Source organism: Serratia sp. HRI (assembly GCF_010119335.3).
Taxonomy (GTDB): domain Bacteria; phylum Pseudomonadota; class Gammaproteobacteria; order Enterobacterales; family Enterobacteriaceae; genus Serratia; species Serratia nevei.
This window is the reverse complement of the sequence record NZ_CP083690.1, coordinates 5027129-5042767: the sequence shown is the minus strand read 5'-3', so window position 1 is coordinate 5042767 and position 15639 is coordinate 5027129. Positions and strand designations below refer to the sequence as shown.

Here is a 15639-nt window from a genome sequence, read left to right as displayed (position 1 = left end):
CTTGGGCGAAAGCGGATACCCCGCTTAAGGGTTCGCCCCGGGTAATCAGCAAAAAAGCGACACCACGGATTATTTAATTTCATGCGAAAAAGGCAGCCGAACCCGCACGGCCCTTTTACAATATCGCTGTTCCCTGCGCGGTTTTTAACCGCCGCAGCCATAACAATACGTCTCTTTAAGGAGTTTTAGCGTGATTAGCGTTTTCGACATGTTTAAGATCGGCATCGGCCCGTCCAGCTCTCATACGGTTGGACCGATGAAAGCCGGCAAACAGTTTGTCGACGATCTGGTAAATAAAGGCCTGATGCCTTCTATCACGCGTGTTGCCGTAGACGTTTACGGCTCACTCTCATTGACCGGTAAAGGTCACCATACCGATATCGCCATCATTCTCGGCCTGGCCGGCAATATGCCGGACACCGTCGATATCGATAGCATTCCGGGTTTTATTCGCGATGTAGAACAACGTCAACGCCTGATGCTGGCCAACGGCCTGCATGAAGTCGATTTCCCGCGCGACGGCGGCATGGTCTTCCGCAGCGACAACCTGCCGCTGCACGAAAACGGCATGCAGGTCCACGCCTTCGCCGGCGATAAAGAAGTGTACAGCAAGACCTACTACTCCATCGGCGGCGGCTTCATCGTCGATGAAGAGAACTTCGGCAAGGCCGCCGAGCAAGAGCTGCAAATGCCTTATCCGTTCAACTCCGCGCGCGAAATGCTCGACCACTGCCGCGAGACCGGCCTGTCGCTCTCCGGCATGGTGATGCAGAACGAGCTGGCGCTGCACAGCAAGCAAGATATCGACACCTACTTCGGTAACGTCTGGCAAACCATGCGCGCCTGTATCGATCGCGGTCTGAATACCGAAGGCGTGCTGCCGGGGCCGCTGCGCGTGCCGCGCCGTGCCTCCGCGCTGCGCCGCATGCTGGTGGCGTCGGACAAACTGTCCAACGATCCGATGAACGTGATCGACTGGGTCAACATGTTCGCGCTGGCGGTGAACGAAGAAAACGCCGCCGGCGGCCGCGTGGTCACCGCGCCGACCAACGGCGCCTGCGGCATCGTGCCTGCGGTGCTGGCTTACTACGATCACTTCATCGAATCCGTCAGCCCGGATATCTATATCCGCTACTTTATGGCGGCAGGCGCCATCGGCGCGCTGTACAAGATGAACGCTTCCATTTCCGGCGCCGAAGTTGGCTGCCAGGGTGAAGTCGGCGTGGCCTGCTCCATGGCGGCGGCCGGTCTGGCCGAGCTGCTCGGCGGCAGCCCTGAACAGGTGTGCGTGGCGGCGGAGATCGGCATGGAACACAACCTGGGTCTGACCTGCGACCCGGTTGCCGGCCAGGTACAGGTACCGTGCATCGAGCGCAACGCCATCGCTTCGGTCAAGGCGATCAACGCCGCCCGCATGGCACTGCGCCGCACCAGCGAGCCGCGCGTTTCGCTGGATAAGGTGATCGAGACCATGTACGAAACCGGCAAAGACATGAACGCCAAGTACCGCGAAACGTCACGCGGCGGCCTGGCGATCAAGGTGCAATGCGACTGACAGACAACCCCGCCGCCCGGCGGGGTTTTTTATGAGTAATCAATTCATTGGCCGCTTTTAGTGACAATGTCACCAGAAAATATCCTGCATTTTTCTCATCGATCGGGCGGTTAGCCTGCAAATTGGCCTTCTGTTTTACCATACTGAAATAATTTACTGAGTTACCATCAATCTTGTATAACCTCAGGCTAGAATTAGCCGAGCGCAACTTAAGGATCTATGGCCTGACTGTGACTCGGAGCTGGATTACCGAACAAGGATTTACCGGATGTTGATGACCCACCTCGCCGCGTCCCGATATCGTTACTACCGTTGGCTGCTGGCCGGAGCGGTGGGCGTGGCTATTCTGTTGGTATCGCTGTATACCCGTTACTATCAAGAGGTCAAAAGCATCGAGCAGAGCCAGCAGACGTTGGCTACCCGCACCGTCGGCAAGATCAACCAATTGCTGACGCCGGCGCAGATACAGGCGGAACGCAGTATGGACATGCTGGACCAACCCTGCGAAAACGTTTCATCGACCCTGCGCTTTCGCGCCGCGCAAAATCAGGCGCTACGCGCCATGTTGCTGGTGAAAAACGGTGTTATTTACTGCTCCAGCCTGTTTGGCGCCCGTCATTATCAGCTGGCCGCGGTGATGCCCACCTTCGTCGACAGCAACGCCAGGCTCGCGCTGCGCCCCTCTCTGGCGGTCAGCAAAGGCCTGCCCACGCTGGTGATGTGGACGCCATCCCCCCGCGATAAAACCAGCGGCGTGCTGCACGTATTCAATATCGAGCTGCTGTCCAACTTTTTACTCGAACCGCAAGAGCCTTACGTTCAGCGAGTGGTCCTGAACGTGGACGACAGCAGCCTGGAATATGGCCGCCGCGAAATCCTGAGCCGCGACACCCTGACCAACGATCTGCGCTACACCGCCGGCTCCGCGCTGTACCCGTTCTCGATTTCACTGTTCGGTCCACAGATCGGCATGCTGGCGCTGTCCGCATTGCCGCGCCATATCCCGCTGGCGCTGTTGATCAGCCTGCTGGCAGCCTATGTGGTCTATCTGCTCACCGCCAACCGCATGAGCCTGTCTTACCACATCGGCCATGCCATCACTCATCGGGAGTTCCGCGTCTACTGTCAGCCTATCATCCACAGCGACACCGGGCGCTGCGCCGGCGTCGAGATGCTGCTGCGTTGGAAAAAGAAGCGACAAGGATGGATCTCGCCTGACGTGTTTATTCCGTTGGCCGAGCAACATGAGCTCATCATTCCGCTCACTCGCTATCTGATGAACACCGTGACGGAAAATCTGCAGCTGTTCCCGCCACGACCGTCTTTCTACATCAGCATCAACGTCGCCGCCGAGCATTTTAAAACGCTCAACATCATCGACGATATCCGCCAGATTTGGCTGCCGGCGCACCCGATGCCCTCATTGATGCTGGAGCTGACCGAACGCACCGCGCTGTCGGCGATCCAGTATGACCAGATCCGCACGCTGAAAGACATGGGGATCATGCTGGCCATCGACGATTTCGGCACCGGCCACAGCTCACTGAGCTACCTGAAGAACCTCAGCCCGGACGTCTTGAAGATCGATCGCGGGTTTACCGCCGCCATCGGCACCGACGCGGTCAACGCTACGGTGACCGACACCATCATTACGCTGGCGCAGCGCCTGAAGCTGAAACTGGTGGCAGAGGGGGTGGAAACGGAGGAACAGGCCGACTATCTGCGCTCACGCGAGGTCAATGCCCTGCAGGGGTATTATTTCGCCAAGCCGATGCCGATTCATGTTTTCCCGCTGTGGCTGCAGCAGTACGAATCGCGCGTCAGGAAAGCGGAAGAGGATCCGCCGGAGGCCTGAGCCCCCGGCGGGAGGGTTACGCGTGCGCCGTCTCGTCCAGGGCGACGCGGGTAACGCGCACCAGTTCGATACGATATTCGGACACCTCAACGATATCGAAACGCAGGTGGTTCAGCTCGATGGTATCTCCCACCACCGGCATCTGCCCGTAGTGGGCCAACAGCAGCCCCGCCAGGGTGGCGTAATCGGCGGTGGGGCTGACCAGGTCATCGCAGGCCAGCGCCTGTTCCAGCGAGTGCAGATCGGTTCCGCCCTTCACCAGCCAGCCGTCGCCTTCCGCCACGATGTCCGGCGTTTCGTCCTCGTCCGGGAATTCACCGGCAATCGCTTCCAGCACGTCCAGCGGCGTCACCAGCCCCTGCACGACGCCGAACTCATTGGTGACCACCACCAAACGCCCTTTGGCGCGACGCAGCACCGCCAGCAGCTTGATGACGTCCATGGTTTCCGGCACCACGATCGGCGGCGTGCGGGCGGCGAACTCGGCGATGTCTTCACCTTGCTCCAACGCCACCAGCAGATCCTTGGCGCGTACCACGCCGACGATCTCATCCACCGAATCACGACACACCGGGAACAGGCTGTGCGGCGTATCCAGCAGCTGTGCGCGTACCTCCTCGCGGGAGCGCTCGCAGTCGACCCAGGAAATGTCGGTGCGCGGCGTCATCACGCTGCGCAATGAACGCGAGGCCAGCGTCAACACGCCGCTGATCATATAGCGCTCTTCCGCCGCAAAGGTTTCATCCCTCGGCAAGGCGACCGCATCGTCCGTCTGCGGTGTACGCTGCTGCCCCATCAGGCGCATGATCGCTTCCGCGGTGCGCTCGCGCATCGGGCGACGCGCTTGATGCTTGATGAAGTTGCGACGCGCGATCTGGTTGAACAATTCAATCAGGATCGAGAAGCCGATAGCGGCATACAGGTAGCCTTTAGGAATGTGCAAACCGAAGCCTTCGGCGATCAGGCTAAGGCCAATCATCAACAGGAAGCTCAGGCACAGCACCACGATGGTCGGGTGCGCGTTGACGAAGTTGGTCAACGGCTTCGACGCCAACAGCATCACCGCCATCGCGATCACCACCGCCGCCATCATCACCGGCAGATCGTTCACCATACCCACGGCGGTAATCACCGCATCGAGCGAAAACACCGCGTCAAGAATCACGATCTGCACCACCACCGCCCAGAACTTGGCGTAACCGCGGTTGGCGCCGTCCTGGTGCGTCTGCCCCTCCAGCCGTTCGTGCAGCTCCATGGTAGCCTTGAACAGCAGGAACACCCCGCCGAACAGCAGGATCAAATCGCGGCCGGAGAAGCTGAAATCGCCGACGCTGAACAGCGGCGTGGTCAGGGTTACCATCCAGGAGATCACCGACAGCAGGCCCAAACGCATCAGCAACGCCAGCGACAGGCCAATGATGCGCGCCTTATCGCGCTGCTTCGGCGGCAGCTTGTCGGCCAAAATGGCGATGAACACCAGGTTGTCGATGCCCAGCACGATTTCCAGCACCACCAGCGTAAGCAACCCCGCCCAAATAGAGGGGTCCATTAAAAATTCCATATCAGACTCCAGAGAAAAGTGGGAATGAGCGCACGCAGCTCAGACGTGACGATGCCGCCGCTGCATGGGCGCAGTCGACAATAGCAAAGTGACGGGATGGGGTTACCGGGAGATGGCCGAAGGGCCGAACAGCATATGCAACGCCAGCAGGTGGCGGGTGAAACCTGGTAAAACAGTAACTTCGGTGACAGTCCATAGGGAGGGCTGAGGCCCTTCACTCCTTAGTGATGAAAGAAGAAATTACTGTATCAGGATTTTTCTGGGGGACAAAGCGGCTTTTTCAACGGCGGTTTAGCATGGCGCCACGCCGTATCATCTGCGACAGCTAAGATTTCTCCGAGCATTCAATAACGGAGCAACGTCACAAAAAATATTTTTTCACTCACTAAAATAAATGTCGCGTTCGTGAAGCATCACGCACAGGCATTTGAAACTGCGTGAGAAATGTTAGGCGTGCGTTTCTTTTTTTCTACCATAATGTATCTGAACCGCGGAAGTGACTGCCAAGACGGCGCGGAGAAACGACACAAACCGCGCCTGGAGTTCAACGAGGAGGTAGCGAGTGGCAATAGCTATTATCATCGGCACACACGGGGCTGCAGCGGAACAACTGCTGAAAACGGCGGAGATGCTATTGGGCGAGCAGGACAACGTCGCCTTTATAGACTTCGTTCCCGGTGAGAATGCCGAAACGTTAATCGTCAAGTACAACGAAAAAATCAGTGGGTTGGATACCAGCGGCGGCGTGCTGTTCCTGGTGGATACCTGGGGCGGCAGCCCGTTCAACGCCGCCAGCCGCATTGCGGTCGACAAAGAAAACTATGAGGTCATCACCGGGGTCAACATTCCGATGCTGGTGGAAACCTTCATGGCGCGGGACGACAACCCCGCCTTCGATGAACTGGTGGCGCTGGCGTTGGAAACCGGCCGTGAAGGCGTGAAAGCGCTGAAAAAACCGCAGGAAGAACCCGCAAAACCCGCAGCACCCGTCGCCAAAGCCGCTGCCCCTCAGGCGCCGCTGGGGCCGAACGACCACATGAAAATCGGCCTGGCGCGCATCGATGACCGTTTGATTCACGGCCAGGTCGCCACTCGCTGGACCAAAGAAACCAACGTCAGCCGCATTATCGTCGTCAGCGATGAAGTCGCCGCCGACCATGTGCGCAAAACCCTGCTGACCCAGGTCGCCCCGCCGGGGGTCACCGCTCACGTGGTGGACGTGGCGAAGGCGATCCGCGTCTGGAACAACCCGAAGTACGCCAACGACCGCGTAATGCTGCTGTTTACCAACCCGACCGACGTCTTGCGCCTGGTGGAAGGCGGCGTGGATATTCAATCCGTCAATATCGGCGGCATGGCGTTCCGTCAGGGGAAAACCCAGGTGAACAACGCCGTTTCCGTCGATGAAAAAGATATCGAAGCGTTTAAGAAACTGAACGATCGCGGTATCGAGCTGGAAGTGCGTAAGGTCTCGTCCGACAGCCGGCTAAAAATGATGGACCTGATTAACAAACTCAATTAGTGGCGCCAGCCGCTGATTATTTTACTCAGAGCTTTTTGGTCATAGGAGAAGTGCAATGGAGATCACCACTCTTCAGATTGTGCTGATATTTATCGTTGCCTGTATCGCCGGGATGGGTTCCGTCCTCGACGAGTTCCAATTTCACCGTCCGCTGGTCGCCTGTACTCTGATCGGCTTCATTCTCGGCGATATGAAAACCGGCATCATCATCGGCGGTACGCTGGAAATGATCGCCCTGGGCTGGATGAACATCGGTGCGGCAGTCGCGCCGGATGCCGCCCTGGCCTCCATCATCTCGACCATTCTGGTCATCGCCGGTGGGCAAAGCGTCGGTGCCGGTATCGCCCTGGCCATTCCGCTGGCGGCGGCCGGCCAGGTGTTGACCATCATCGTACGTACCCTCACCGTGGCCTTCCAGCACGCGGCGGACAGCGCGGCGGAGCGCGGCAGCCTGCGGGCCATCACCTGGATCCACATCGGCGCTCTGCTGCTGCAGGCGATGCGTATCGCCATTCCGGCGGTCATCGTCGCCATCTCGGTTGGCACCGCCGGGGTACACGCCCTGCTCAACTCGATCCCGGAAGTGGTCACCAGCGGCCTGAACATCGCCGGCGGCATGATCGTGGTGGTCGGTTACGCGATGGTGATTAACATGATGCGCGCCGGCTACCTGATGCCGTTCTTCTACCTTGGTTTCGTGACCGCCGCCTTCACCAACTTCAACCTGGTTGCGCTCGGCGTCATCGGCGTGGTGATGGCCGTGCTGTATATCCAGCTCAGCCCGAAATACAACAAGTCTCAGGTTGTCCAGGCCGGCCCGGCTAATGCGAACGATCTTGATAACGAACTCGACTAGGAATAGGTGAGAGAAATGGTTGATACAACTGCTCAAAAGAAACTCACGCCGGCCGATATTCGCGGCGTATTCCTGCGCTCCAACCTGTTCCAGGGGTCGTGGAACTTCGAGCGCATGCAGGCGCTGGGTTTTTGCTTCTCGATGGTACCGGTGATCCGTCGCCTGTATCCGGAAAACAATGACGATCGCAAACAGGCGATCAAGCGCCACCTCGAGTTCTTCAACACCCACCCTTACGTGGCGGCGCCGGTGCTCGGCGTGACCATGGCGATGGAAGAGCAACGCGCCAACGGCGCGCCGATCGACGACGGTGCGATCAACGGCATCAAGGTCGGTCTGATGGGGCCATTGGCGGGCGTCGGTGACCCGATTTTCTGGGGCACCGTGCGGCCGGTGTTCGCCGCGCTCGGCGCCGGCATCGCCATGAGTGGCAGCCTGCTCGGGCCGATCCTGTTCTTCGTGCTGTTCAACCTGGTGCGCCTGCTGACCCGCTATTACGGCGTGGCCTACGGTTACCGTAAAGGGGTGGACATCGTCAACGACATGGGCGGCGGCTTCCTGCAAAAACTGACGGAAGGAGCGTCCATTCTCGGCCTGTTTGTTATGGGCGCCTTGGTCAACAAGTGGACGCACGTGAATATCCCGCTGGTGGTGTCCAAGATCACCGACCAGACCGGGCATACCAACGTCACCACGGTGCAGACCATCCTCGACCAGCTGATGCCGGGCCTGGTGCCGCTGCTGCTGACTTTCGCCTGTATGTGGCTGCTGCGCAAAAAAGTCAATGCGCTGTGGATCATCATCGGCTTCTTCGTCATCGGTATCTTTGGCTATTGGATTGGCCTGCTGGGCCTGTAATCGTTCGAATCGGCCGGGGGGCAACCCCCGGCTTTTTTATGTGTGGAGCAAGAGATGTCACTGACCGACGCCGTACTGATGCTGTTTATCGCCCTGCTGTTGCTGTACTCGCTGTATGACGAATTCGGCATGGACCTGCTGAAAGGTAAAACGCGGCTTAAAGTGGCGCTCAAACGCCGTAACCGCCTCGACAGCCTGATTTTCGTCGGCCTGATCGCCATTCTGATTTACCGCAACGTCACCACCAACGGTGCGGTATTAACCACCTATTTGCTTATTTCTTTGGCGCTGCTCGCGATCTATATCTCTTATATTCGCCCCCCCAAGATGGTGTTTAAAGCACAGGGTTTTTTCTTCGCGAACGTGTTTGTCGAATATAACCGCATTAAAGCCATGAATTTATCGGAGGACGGCATTCTGGCCGTCGACCTGGAACAGCGCAGACTGTTGGTTCAGGTGAACCACCTGGATGACCTGGAGCGGATTTATCATTTTTTCGTTGATAATCAATAAATAAATAAAAAATCGTTTTATTGCCGCTCAAACCTTGCGCTGCTTGTGGATAATTAATCGGCAGCGCCATTTTCACTCTGACTATTATTTCTGCAACATTGTTACCCACGTCTACATTATATTCCCGCATGAACTTAGATTAATGAAAACGAGTCTCAATTAAGAGCGAGCATGACTCTAGAATAAAGTTGTCGATGGCGGAAATAATATGGTATGGTTGCGCCGTCATTGGGGAGTAGCCGGTTTCTGGAGAATAAAACGCCAGAAACGCCCGTATCAACATACTCGTTTCGCCGTATGAAACGTGGTGCGGGCAGCCAGGTAAGGTTGGCGAGACCATAGACACGTAACTCCGTCGTTTGGTTGGGGGTGGGTTACGTGTATATGGAGCCACCCGGCCGAGGCTATTTCACATGAACCTTTCAGCTACACTCATTCTCGCTTTTGGCATGTCCATGGATGCTTTCGCCGCTTCGATCGGCAAAGGTGCCAGCCTGCATCAACCCCGTTTCCGCGAAGCGATCCGTACCGGCCTGATCTTCGGCGTGGTCGAAGCGATCACCCCGCTCATCGGTTGGGCCATCGGTCTGTTCGCCAGCCAATACATCATGGAATGGGACCACTGGGTCGCCTTCTCCCTGCTGTTCATTCTCGGCATGCGCATGATCGTCGAAGGGGTGCGCAACAGGCCCGATGAGGAAGAGAAGGTCAAACGCCACGGCTTCTGGATCTTGGTGGCCACCGCTATCGCCACCAGCCTCGACGCGATGGCTATCGGCGTCGGCCTGGCCTTCCTGCAGGTGAATATCGTGCATACCGCCATGGCCATCGGCTGCGCCACCATGATCATGGCGACGCTGGGCATGATGATTGGCCGCTTTATCGGCCCGCTGCTGGGCAAACGCGCCGAGATCCTCGGCGGCGTGGTGCTGATCGGTATCGGCGTCAACATTCTGCTGGAGCACCTCGGCTACCTGGCCTGAGGCGCTCGCTCTGCAAAAAAACCTGCCGCGGCAGGTTTTTTTGTTTCTGGGCCCGGTGCGCCTGTTAAGCGCGGCGTCGGTACAGCGCCAACGCGAAATCCGTTTCGCACACGAACTCGCCGCCAGCCGCCAGCCGCTGCTGCACCTCCGGCGTAGCACGCCAGGCGAACGGTGTCATCTGCAGCAGGTTGGCGGCCTGTGCGCCAGGCAGGGTCATCGTATAGGCCAACGCCTCTTTACGCTCACACTCGAAACCGTCGAACTGTTCGTCCTGCTCGGCATGCAGCTGCACCTGTTGGTAGACCTGCTCTTTCAGCTGGTACAGATGACGCGGGCCCGGCGAGACCGTCACTACCACGCCACCCGGCTTCACCACCCGCGCCAGCTCCTCTGCCTTGCAGGGCGCATAAATGCGCAAGACCGCATCCAGCGCCGCGTCGGCGAACGGCAGACGGTGGCTGGAGGCGACGCAGAACGAGACCGCAGGATAACGTTTGGCGGCGTAGCGGATCGCTACCTTGGCGACGTCCAGCCCATAGACCGCCATATTGCGCGCCTGTGCCAGCCGTGCGGCCACGGCAGCGGTGTAATACCCTTCCCCACAGCCTATGTCCAACAACGCGCCAGCATCGGCCGCCAGCGCCAAATCCAGCCACTCGGCCACCTGCTGCTGCAGCGGTTGATAATAACCGCCGTCGAGAAACGCGCGCCGTGCCCGCATCATTTCCGCGCTGTCTCCCGGCTGCTTCGATCGTTTGTGCTGCACCGGCAGCAGATTGACGTAGCCTTCTTTGGCTTGATCGAACTGATGATTGCCGGCGCAACGCCAGTGTTGCGATGAAAAATGCAGCGGTTGATGACACAGAGGGCATTGATAAGACATGAATGGGCTTCCAGAAAGACAGGGCGCGGCTAGTCTAAAGAAGGCGTCGGCTCGATGCAAGGCGCATCCCCGCTCGCTTTCGCCGCCAACAACGCCTGGTCAAGCGGGGAAAAAGCTGGCTACACTGAGAGTCTGTTTTCTCACGCAGGTGAAAATAACTTATGAGCGATCGTTCCGCGCTGCTCAATGCGGTGCCCCACATTCAGCACGGCTTTGGCAGCAAACTCGCGCTGCTGCCCGGGCATCTGCTGCCCTACAGCGCCACGCTACCGGAAAAGAAGCAGGTGCACGGCACCCGTATCGTCGACGTGCTGCAACCGGCGCAGGCGTGCGGCGAGGCCGATGGTTTCTATACCCGCCAGCCCGGCATTCTGCTCAGCGTACTGACGGCGGACTGTCTGCCGGTGCTGTTCAGCCGCCGTGACGGGGGCGCCATCGCCGCGGTTCATGCCGGCTGGCGCGGTTTACTGGACGGCATTCTGGAACAGATGGCAGCGCGCATTCGCCAGGATGGCGACACCGCCGATTGGGTGGCCTCTATCGGCCCTGCCGCCGGCCCGTGCTGCTACGAAGTCGATGAAGCGCTGGTGGAAAATTTTAAACAGCGCCTGCCGCTGCCCGCCACGCTGATCAGCCCACATTACCGGCATCTGGATTTGGCCGCGATTGCCGAATACAAGCTGGCGGCGCTCGGCTTCGCCGCCGTTGACCGCGCCGGCAGTTGCACCATCTGCACGCCGGACGTCGACCCACAGCGGCCACAGCGCTTCAAATACACCAGCTATCGCCGCAACAGCCACCGGCGCGCGCAGGATCCGACGCATCCGGGGATCAAAGGCCGCAACCAGTACGCCGGCATCATCATCGCCGCCGGATGACGGAAGAAAAAGCCCGCTCGAAGGCGGGCTTTTTGTACAGCTGACGCTGATTAGATAGCAGTAACGTTTACTGCAGATGGGCCTTTCTGGCCATCTTGGATTTCGAACTCAACGTTCTGGCCTTCAGCCAGGGTTTTGAAGCCGTTACCCTGGATTGCAGAGAAGTGTACGAACACGTCTTTGCTGCCGTCAGCCGGGGTGATGAAACCGAAACCTTTAGACTCGTTGAACCACTTAACTTGACCTTTGATCTTTGCCATCTTGAGTATTTCCTTTGGATTGTTTAAACCGCCCGAGGGCGTTACATAGACAAACTAGAGTCGTTACTGCTTGAGGCACTAAGATAAGGATCGGCAGAGAAGCGGTATTCAACGCTAACGTCTTTACTCAGAACTTCTTTACTGAAAATGCCACACATATACAGAACTGTACCTCGTTTTACCCAGATGCGTTATCACATACTCTGTATGCGATGGCAAGCCATTTTTAATCACTGAACGACATGTCGCACATATTTGAAACGGTCGAGAGCCACATTTGCTTAAATAGGCCAAAAGATGTTGAAGCATCGGCTATTTTCTGCTTGCCAAACTCGCTGCGCCAGACCCCGCATTCTGATAGCGTTTTAACAAAACTTTCATCGTTTTGACGCATCTCCTTCTCGGCGTTTTCGCTTTTTTGTCGCTTATAGCGTTAAAAAATTTGAATCTTTATGGAATGTCATATGCAACATTTGAATATCGATGAACGGGGGCCAATTTATTCAATGCTCCTCCGCCCCTTTACCGTCGGAAAGCGCATTCACCATCGGCCTTCAGCCCTGTCACCGCACGGCATGCACCAGAGCGTGACGAGAGCCGGCGGCCGCGCTGACACGCCGACCAACGGCTGCATAAGCATGCAACGTCCTGACGCCTCCCCCGCTGGTCGGTGGCTTCATCCTAAATAATCCGAAACCTTAAATCTGAATAACCGGAATAACCTTATGAATAGCGAAAGTGCGGCATTGAATTAAATCCGGAAAATCGGGTGGTTATTTGGATCCCACCCCGCACTTATCAATTTTGCTAATTACTGCCACGCTTTCAAACCGTTGATCTTATTCTTTCCTCTGTACCACCGGGTGGATAGACAACGCTTGCTGCGAGTCCTGCAACGCGATGCGCTCGCCAATCTTCAGCGGATGGAATTGATGCTGTTCCAGCCCCGCCTCGCTCAGCGCCAGGTTCAGTTGCTGCGGCGGTTCGTCCAGCGATTCATCCGCCAGTTCGAATACCCCCCAATGGATGGGAATGGCTCGCGGCTGATTCAGCTCGCGATACAGCGCCACCGACTGCTGCGGGTCCATATGCTGCTCCTGCATGAACCAGCGCGGCGCATAGGCGCCAATGGGCAGCGCCGCCACGTCGAACGGGCCCAGCCGCTGACCAATTTCCGCCAACCGTGCCGAATAGCCGCTGTCGCCGGAAAAATAGAACCGCAGCGCCGGATGATGGATCACCCAACCGCACCACAGCGAGCAATTGCGATCCCACAACGTGCGCATGCTCCAGTGCCGCGCCGGCGTGGCGTAGACCGTCAGCTCACCTAACGACAGGCTCTGCCACCAGTCCAGTTCATGCACCTTCAGCCGATAACGGCGGAACCAATGCTTCAAGCCGAGCGGCACGATAAACTCGGCCTGTGGGAAGCGCCGCGCCAGCTGCCGCACCGTGCGCCTGTCGAGATGGTCATAATGATTATGGGAGATCAGCACCGCATCCACCGCCGGCAATTGCTCCACCGTCAGCGGCGCCGGCGTTCTGCGCTTCGGCCCGTAGAAGCTCAGCGGCGAGGCGCGTTCGGACAACACCGGGTCGATCAGGATATAGCGGCCACCCAGCCGCAACAGCATGGATGCATGCCCCAGCCACCAGATGCTGTCATCGCTGCCGCTGAGATCGGCGGGTTGCCACCAGCGTTCGGTAAATTGCGCGTAGCCCTGCTGCGGCGGCCTGGGCAGCCCCTGCCGCTTGCGCTCATCCTGCCAACGCTGCAGGTCACCCTCCTGGCGCTGCGAGGGTTCCGGGTTGCGAAATCCCTCCGGCGTGTGATGCGCCTTGGCCGCGTCGTAATAACGATTGATTCTCTTCATCCAGCCCCTTCTCCTGTCCGCTGCGCCCCCTGCACGGGCGTGACTTCCAGTGTAACAAACCCGACGAGACTCGCACTTCGTCAGCCGTGCGCTGCATTGCGGGACCTTTTGCCGTATGCTGTTGTCTCACTCCGGTGAGACAGCCAGGGCCGCCAAGAGCCCGTTAAGACTCTCTTAAGATCTTTGTGATTGACTTGTAGGGCATACAGAAAAGGAGAAGTTATGAGTCGTTCTACATCCCGCAAATCAGGCTCAAGCCTGGGGCGCCGTATTCGCAGCGCGCTGCTGGCGCAGAAGCAATACTGGAAAATGTATTTCGCCATGAAGCTGCGCCGTCTGCGCGTACCGGCGCCACTGGTTCTGCTGGGCGGTTCGCTGCTCGGGTTTTTCATGCTGACCCTGCTGATGCTCAGCGTGGTCGCCATCGACGTGATCAGCACCCTGCTGCTGCTGTGCCGGAAACTGCTGGGACGGGGTCACGGTGAGGGGCGCGCCTTTATGCCGCGCGGCTGACGCACAAAAGAAGCGGAGGCGCAGACTACGCCTCCGCCGCATACCGATTAGCGCTTGGCGCCTTTACGGCGCGTCAGCATAAACCCGCACCACAGCACCGCAATCCACACCGGCATCAGCAACACCGAAATGCGGATCCCTTCGCTGAAATACATAATCACCAGAATCAGGCCGAGGAACGCCAGGCACAGGTAGTTGCCGAACGGATACCACAGCGCCTTAAAGCTGGGGATGACGCCCTGGCGGTTCTTGGCGGCGCGGAATTTCAGGTGCGCCAGGCAAATCATCACCCAGTTGATCACCAACGTTGACACCACCAGCGCCATCAGCAGCTCAAACGCCTTGCCGGGCATCAGGTAGTTGATCAGCACGCCAATCGAGGTAATCAACGCCGACAGCGCGATGGACAATACCGGCACGCCGCGTTTATTCACGCGCGTCAGCGCCTGCGGCGCATTGCCCTGGCTGGCCAGCCCGAACAGCATGCGGCTGTTGGCGTAAACGCCGCTGTTGTAGACCGACAGCGCGGCGGTCAACACCACCACGTTGAGCACGGTCGCCACCAGATTGCTGTTCAGCGCATGGAAGATCAGTACGAACGGGCTACCGCCCTCCACCACTTGCCCCCACGGATAGAGCGACAGCAGCACGGTCAGCGAGCCGATATAGAAGATCAGAATGCGGTACACCACCTGATTGGTGGCTTTAGGAATGCTGCGGCGCGGATCGGCGGCTTCCGCCGCGGTGATGCCGACCATTTCCAGCCCGCCGAACGAGAACATGATGACCGCCATCGCCATCACCAGCCCGGAGAAGCCATGCGGCATAAAGCCGCCCTGCTGCCACAGGTTGGTGATGCTGGCCTGCGGGCCGCCGTTGCCGCTGACCAACAGCCAGGCGCCGAACACGATCATGCCGACAATCGCCACCACTTTGATGATGGCGAACCAGAACTCGGTTTCGCCGTACAGACGCACGTTCACCAGGTTAATCAGGTTGATTAGCACGAAAAACAGCGCGGCGGAGGCCCAGGTGGGGATTTCCGGCCACCAGTACTGAATGTAGATGCCGACGGCGGTCAATTCCGCCATGCCGACCAGAATGAACATTGCCCAGTAGTTCCAGCCGGAAAGGAAGCCGGCGAAATCACCCCAATATTTATAGGCAAAGTGGCTGAAAGATCCGGCGACCGGCTCCTCAACCACCATTTCGCCCAGCTGGCGCATGATTAAAAACGCGATAAAACCGCCGATGGCGTAGCCCAACAGCACGGCGGGGCCGGCCATTTTAATGGTTTGCGCAATGCCGAGAAATAAACCGGTACCGATGGCGCCCCCGAGGGCAATAAGCTGTATGTGTCTGTTTTTTAAACCGCGTTTTAGCGGAGTATCCTGATGCTGACCGCCCATCTTATCCTCATATGGCGTACACCCTTGCCGTTATCGGCCAAGATTTCACCAATCAATAAATGTATCTGCGGGCGGCTTTTTAACACTTAACCCCGTGAGCATCAAGGAGAAGCGCCCCG

15 protein-coding genes and 1 riboswitch are annotated in these 15639 nt (G+C 58.1%); of the genes, 9 read left to right on the top strand and 6 right to left on the bottom strand.

What is annotated here, in order from left to right; translation table 11 throughout:
* Positions 1 to 190: 190 nt before the first annotated feature.
* Together sdaA and GF111_RS24125 are read left to right on the top strand one after the other, a co-directional pair.
* Complete coding sequence (gene sdaA, locus GF111_RS24130) at positions 191 to 1555, top strand: L-serine ammonia-lyase (RefSeq protein WP_038882658.1); 1365 nt, start codon at positions 191 to 193, stop codon at positions 1553 to 1555.
* 268 nt (positions 1556 to 1823) lie between these two features.
* Positions 1824 to 3410, top strand: coding sequence for an EAL domain-containing protein (locus GF111_RS24125; RefSeq protein WP_147190537.1), 1587 nt, complete (start codon positions 1824 to 1826; stop codon positions 3408 to 3410).
* A gap of 16 nt (positions 3411 to 3426) precedes the next feature.
* On the opposite strand, the gene GF111_RS24120 is transcribed toward GF111_RS24125, so the two are convergent.
* A complete protein-coding gene (locus GF111_RS24120; RefSeq protein WP_038877073.1) occupies positions 3427 to 4971 on the bottom strand; it encodes a TerC family protein in 1545 nt (514 codons plus the stop codon).
* A gap of 562 nt (positions 4972 to 5533) precedes the next feature.
* On the opposite strand from GF111_RS24120, the gene manX reads away from it, so the two are divergent.
* The 5 genes from manX (at position 5534) to mntP (ending at position 9703) form a co-directional block, all read left to right on the top strand.
* On the top strand, positions 5534 to 6493 hold the full coding sequence (manX, locus tag GF111_RS24115; RefSeq protein ID WP_055317598.1) for a PTS mannose transporter subunit IIAB: 960 nt from the start codon (positions 5534 to 5536) through the stop codon (positions 6491 to 6493).
* 55 nt (positions 6494 to 6548) lie between these two features.
* Positions 6549 to 7349 (top strand): PTS mannose/fructose/sorbose transporter subunit IIC, encoded by an 801-nt coding sequence (locus tag GF111_RS24110; protein ID WP_033634888.1) that lies wholly within the window; start codon positions 6549 to 6551, stop codon positions 7347 to 7349.
* A gap of 15 nt (positions 7350 to 7364) precedes the next feature.
* A complete protein-coding gene (locus GF111_RS24105) occupies positions 7365 to 8207 on the top strand; it encodes a PTS mannose transporter subunit IID (RefSeq protein WP_033634889.1) in 843 nt (280 codons plus the stop codon).
* 54 nt (positions 8208 to 8261) lie between these two features.
* Positions 8262 to 8720, top strand: coding sequence for a DUF986 family protein (locus tag GF111_RS24100; RefSeq protein ID WP_147190535.1), 459 nt, complete (start codon positions 8262 to 8264; stop codon positions 8718 to 8720).
* Between the two features lie 218 nt (positions 8721 to 8938).
* A riboswitch (yybP-ykoY riboswitch) is annotated at positions 8939 to 9126 on the top strand.
* A 7-nt stretch (positions 9127 to 9133) separates the two neighbouring features.
* The gene (gene mntP, locus GF111_RS24095) at positions 9134 to 9703 is read left to right on the top strand and encodes a manganese efflux pump MntP (RefSeq protein ID WP_004927615.1); all 570 of its coding nucleotides are present in this window, start codon (positions 9134 to 9136) and stop codon (positions 9701 to 9703) included.
* 64 nt (positions 9704 to 9767) lie between these two features.
* On the opposite strand, the gene rlmA is transcribed toward mntP, so the two are convergent.
* Positions 9768 to 10586, bottom strand: coding sequence for a 23S rRNA (guanine(745)-N(1))-methyltransferase (rlmA, locus tag GF111_RS24090; RefSeq protein WP_038877067.1), 819 nt, complete (start codon positions 10584 to 10586; stop codon positions 9768 to 9770).
* A gap of 161 nt (positions 10587 to 10747) precedes the next feature.
* Here rlmA and pgeF point away from each other — a divergent pair, with 161 nt between their 5' ends.
* Complete coding sequence (pgeF, locus tag GF111_RS24085; RefSeq protein WP_038877065.1) at positions 10748 to 11464, top strand: peptidoglycan editing factor PgeF; 717 nt, start codon at positions 10748 to 10750, stop codon at positions 11462 to 11464.
* Positions 11465 to 11514: 50 nt separating this feature from the next.
* Here pgeF and cspE read toward each other — a convergent pair whose 3' ends face one another.
* The 3 genes from cspE to GF111_RS24070 form a co-directional block, all read right to left on the bottom strand.
* Positions 11515 to 11724: a transcription antiterminator/RNA stability regulator CspE gene (gene cspE / locus GF111_RS24080; protein ID WP_002221949.1), complete on the bottom strand. Its 210-nt coding sequence runs from the start codon at positions 11722 to 11724 to the stop codon at positions 11515 to 11517.
* A gap of 41 nt (positions 11725 to 11765) precedes the next feature.
* Positions 11766 to 11882: a DUF2627 domain-containing protein gene (locus GF111_RS24075; protein WP_002211058.1), complete on the bottom strand. Its 117-nt coding sequence runs from the start codon at positions 11880 to 11882 to the stop codon at positions 11766 to 11768.
* Between the two features lie 681 nt (positions 11883 to 12563).
* Positions 12564 to 13598, bottom strand: a complete 1035-nt coding sequence (locus tag GF111_RS24070) for an MBL fold metallo-hydrolase (RefSeq protein WP_038877061.1) — start codon at positions 13596 to 13598, stop codon at positions 12564 to 12566.
* 222 nt (positions 13599 to 13820) lie between these two features.
* On the opposite strand from GF111_RS24070, the gene GF111_RS24065 reads away from it, so the two are divergent.
* Complete coding sequence (locus GF111_RS24065; protein ID WP_033640076.1) at positions 13821 to 14111, top strand: hypothetical protein; 291 nt, start codon at positions 13821 to 13823, stop codon at positions 14109 to 14111.
* A gap of 47 nt (positions 14112 to 14158) precedes the next feature.
* Here the strand turns inward: GF111_RS24065 and GF111_RS24060 are convergent, their stop codons facing one another.
* Positions 14159 to 15520 (bottom strand): amino acid permease, encoded by a 1362-nt coding sequence (locus GF111_RS24060; RefSeq protein WP_038877059.1) that lies wholly within the window; start codon positions 15518 to 15520, stop codon positions 14159 to 14161.
* Positions 15521 to 15639 lie beyond the last annotated feature (119 nt).

What these genes read in the sequence shown, in the direction of transcription:
- rlmA (WP_038877067.1), bottom strand. Translation starts at nt 10,586, where the DNA reads ATGTCTTATCAATGCCCTCTGTGTCATCAACCGCTGCATTTTTCATCG.
- mntP (WP_004927615.1), top strand. Translation starts at nt 9,134, where the DNA reads ATGAACCTTTCAGCTACACTCATTCTCGCTTTTGGCATGTCCATGGAT.
- GF111_RS24100 (WP_147190535.1), top strand. Translation starts at nt 8,262, where the DNA reads ATGTCACTGACCGACGCCGTACTGATGCTGTTTATCGCCCTGCTGTTG.
- GF111_RS24125 (WP_147190537.1), top strand. Translation starts at nt 1,824, where the DNA reads ATGTTGATGACCCACCTCGCCGCGTCCCGATATCGTTACTACCGTTGG.
- GF111_RS24105 (WP_033634889.1), top strand. Translation starts at nt 7,365, where the DNA reads ATGGTTGATACAACTGCTCAAAAGAAACTCACGCCGGCCGATATTCGC.
- GF111_RS24120 (WP_038877073.1), bottom strand. Translation starts at nt 4,971, where the DNA reads ATGGAATTTTTAATGGACCCCTCTATTTGGGCGGGGTTGCTTACGCTG.
- GF111_RS24070 (WP_038877061.1), bottom strand. Translation starts at nt 13,598, where the DNA reads ATGAAGAGAATCAATCGTTATTACGACGCGGCCAAGGCGCATCACACG.
- GF111_RS24065 (WP_033640076.1), top strand. Translation starts at nt 13,821, where the DNA reads ATGAGTCGTTCTACATCCCGCAAATCAGGCTCAAGCCTGGGGCGCCGT.
- GF111_RS24060 (WP_038877059.1), bottom strand. Translation starts at nt 15,520, where the DNA reads ATGGGCGGTCAGCATCAGGATACTCCGCTAAAACGCGGTTTAAAAAAC.
- GF111_RS24075 (WP_002211058.1), bottom strand. Translation starts at nt 11,882, where the DNA reads ATGTGTGGCATTTTCAGTAAAGAAGTTCTGAGTAAAGACGTTAGCGTT.
- pgeF (WP_038877065.1), top strand. Translation starts at nt 10,748, where the DNA reads ATGAGCGATCGTTCCGCGCTGCTCAATGCGGTGCCCCACATTCAGCAC.
- GF111_RS24110 (WP_033634888.1), top strand. Translation starts at nt 6,549, where the DNA reads ATGGAGATCACCACTCTTCAGATTGTGCTGATATTTATCGTTGCCTGT.
- cspE (WP_002221949.1), bottom strand. Translation starts at nt 11,724, where the DNA reads ATGGCAAAGATCAAAGGTCAAGTTAAGTGGTTCAACGAGTCTAAAGGT.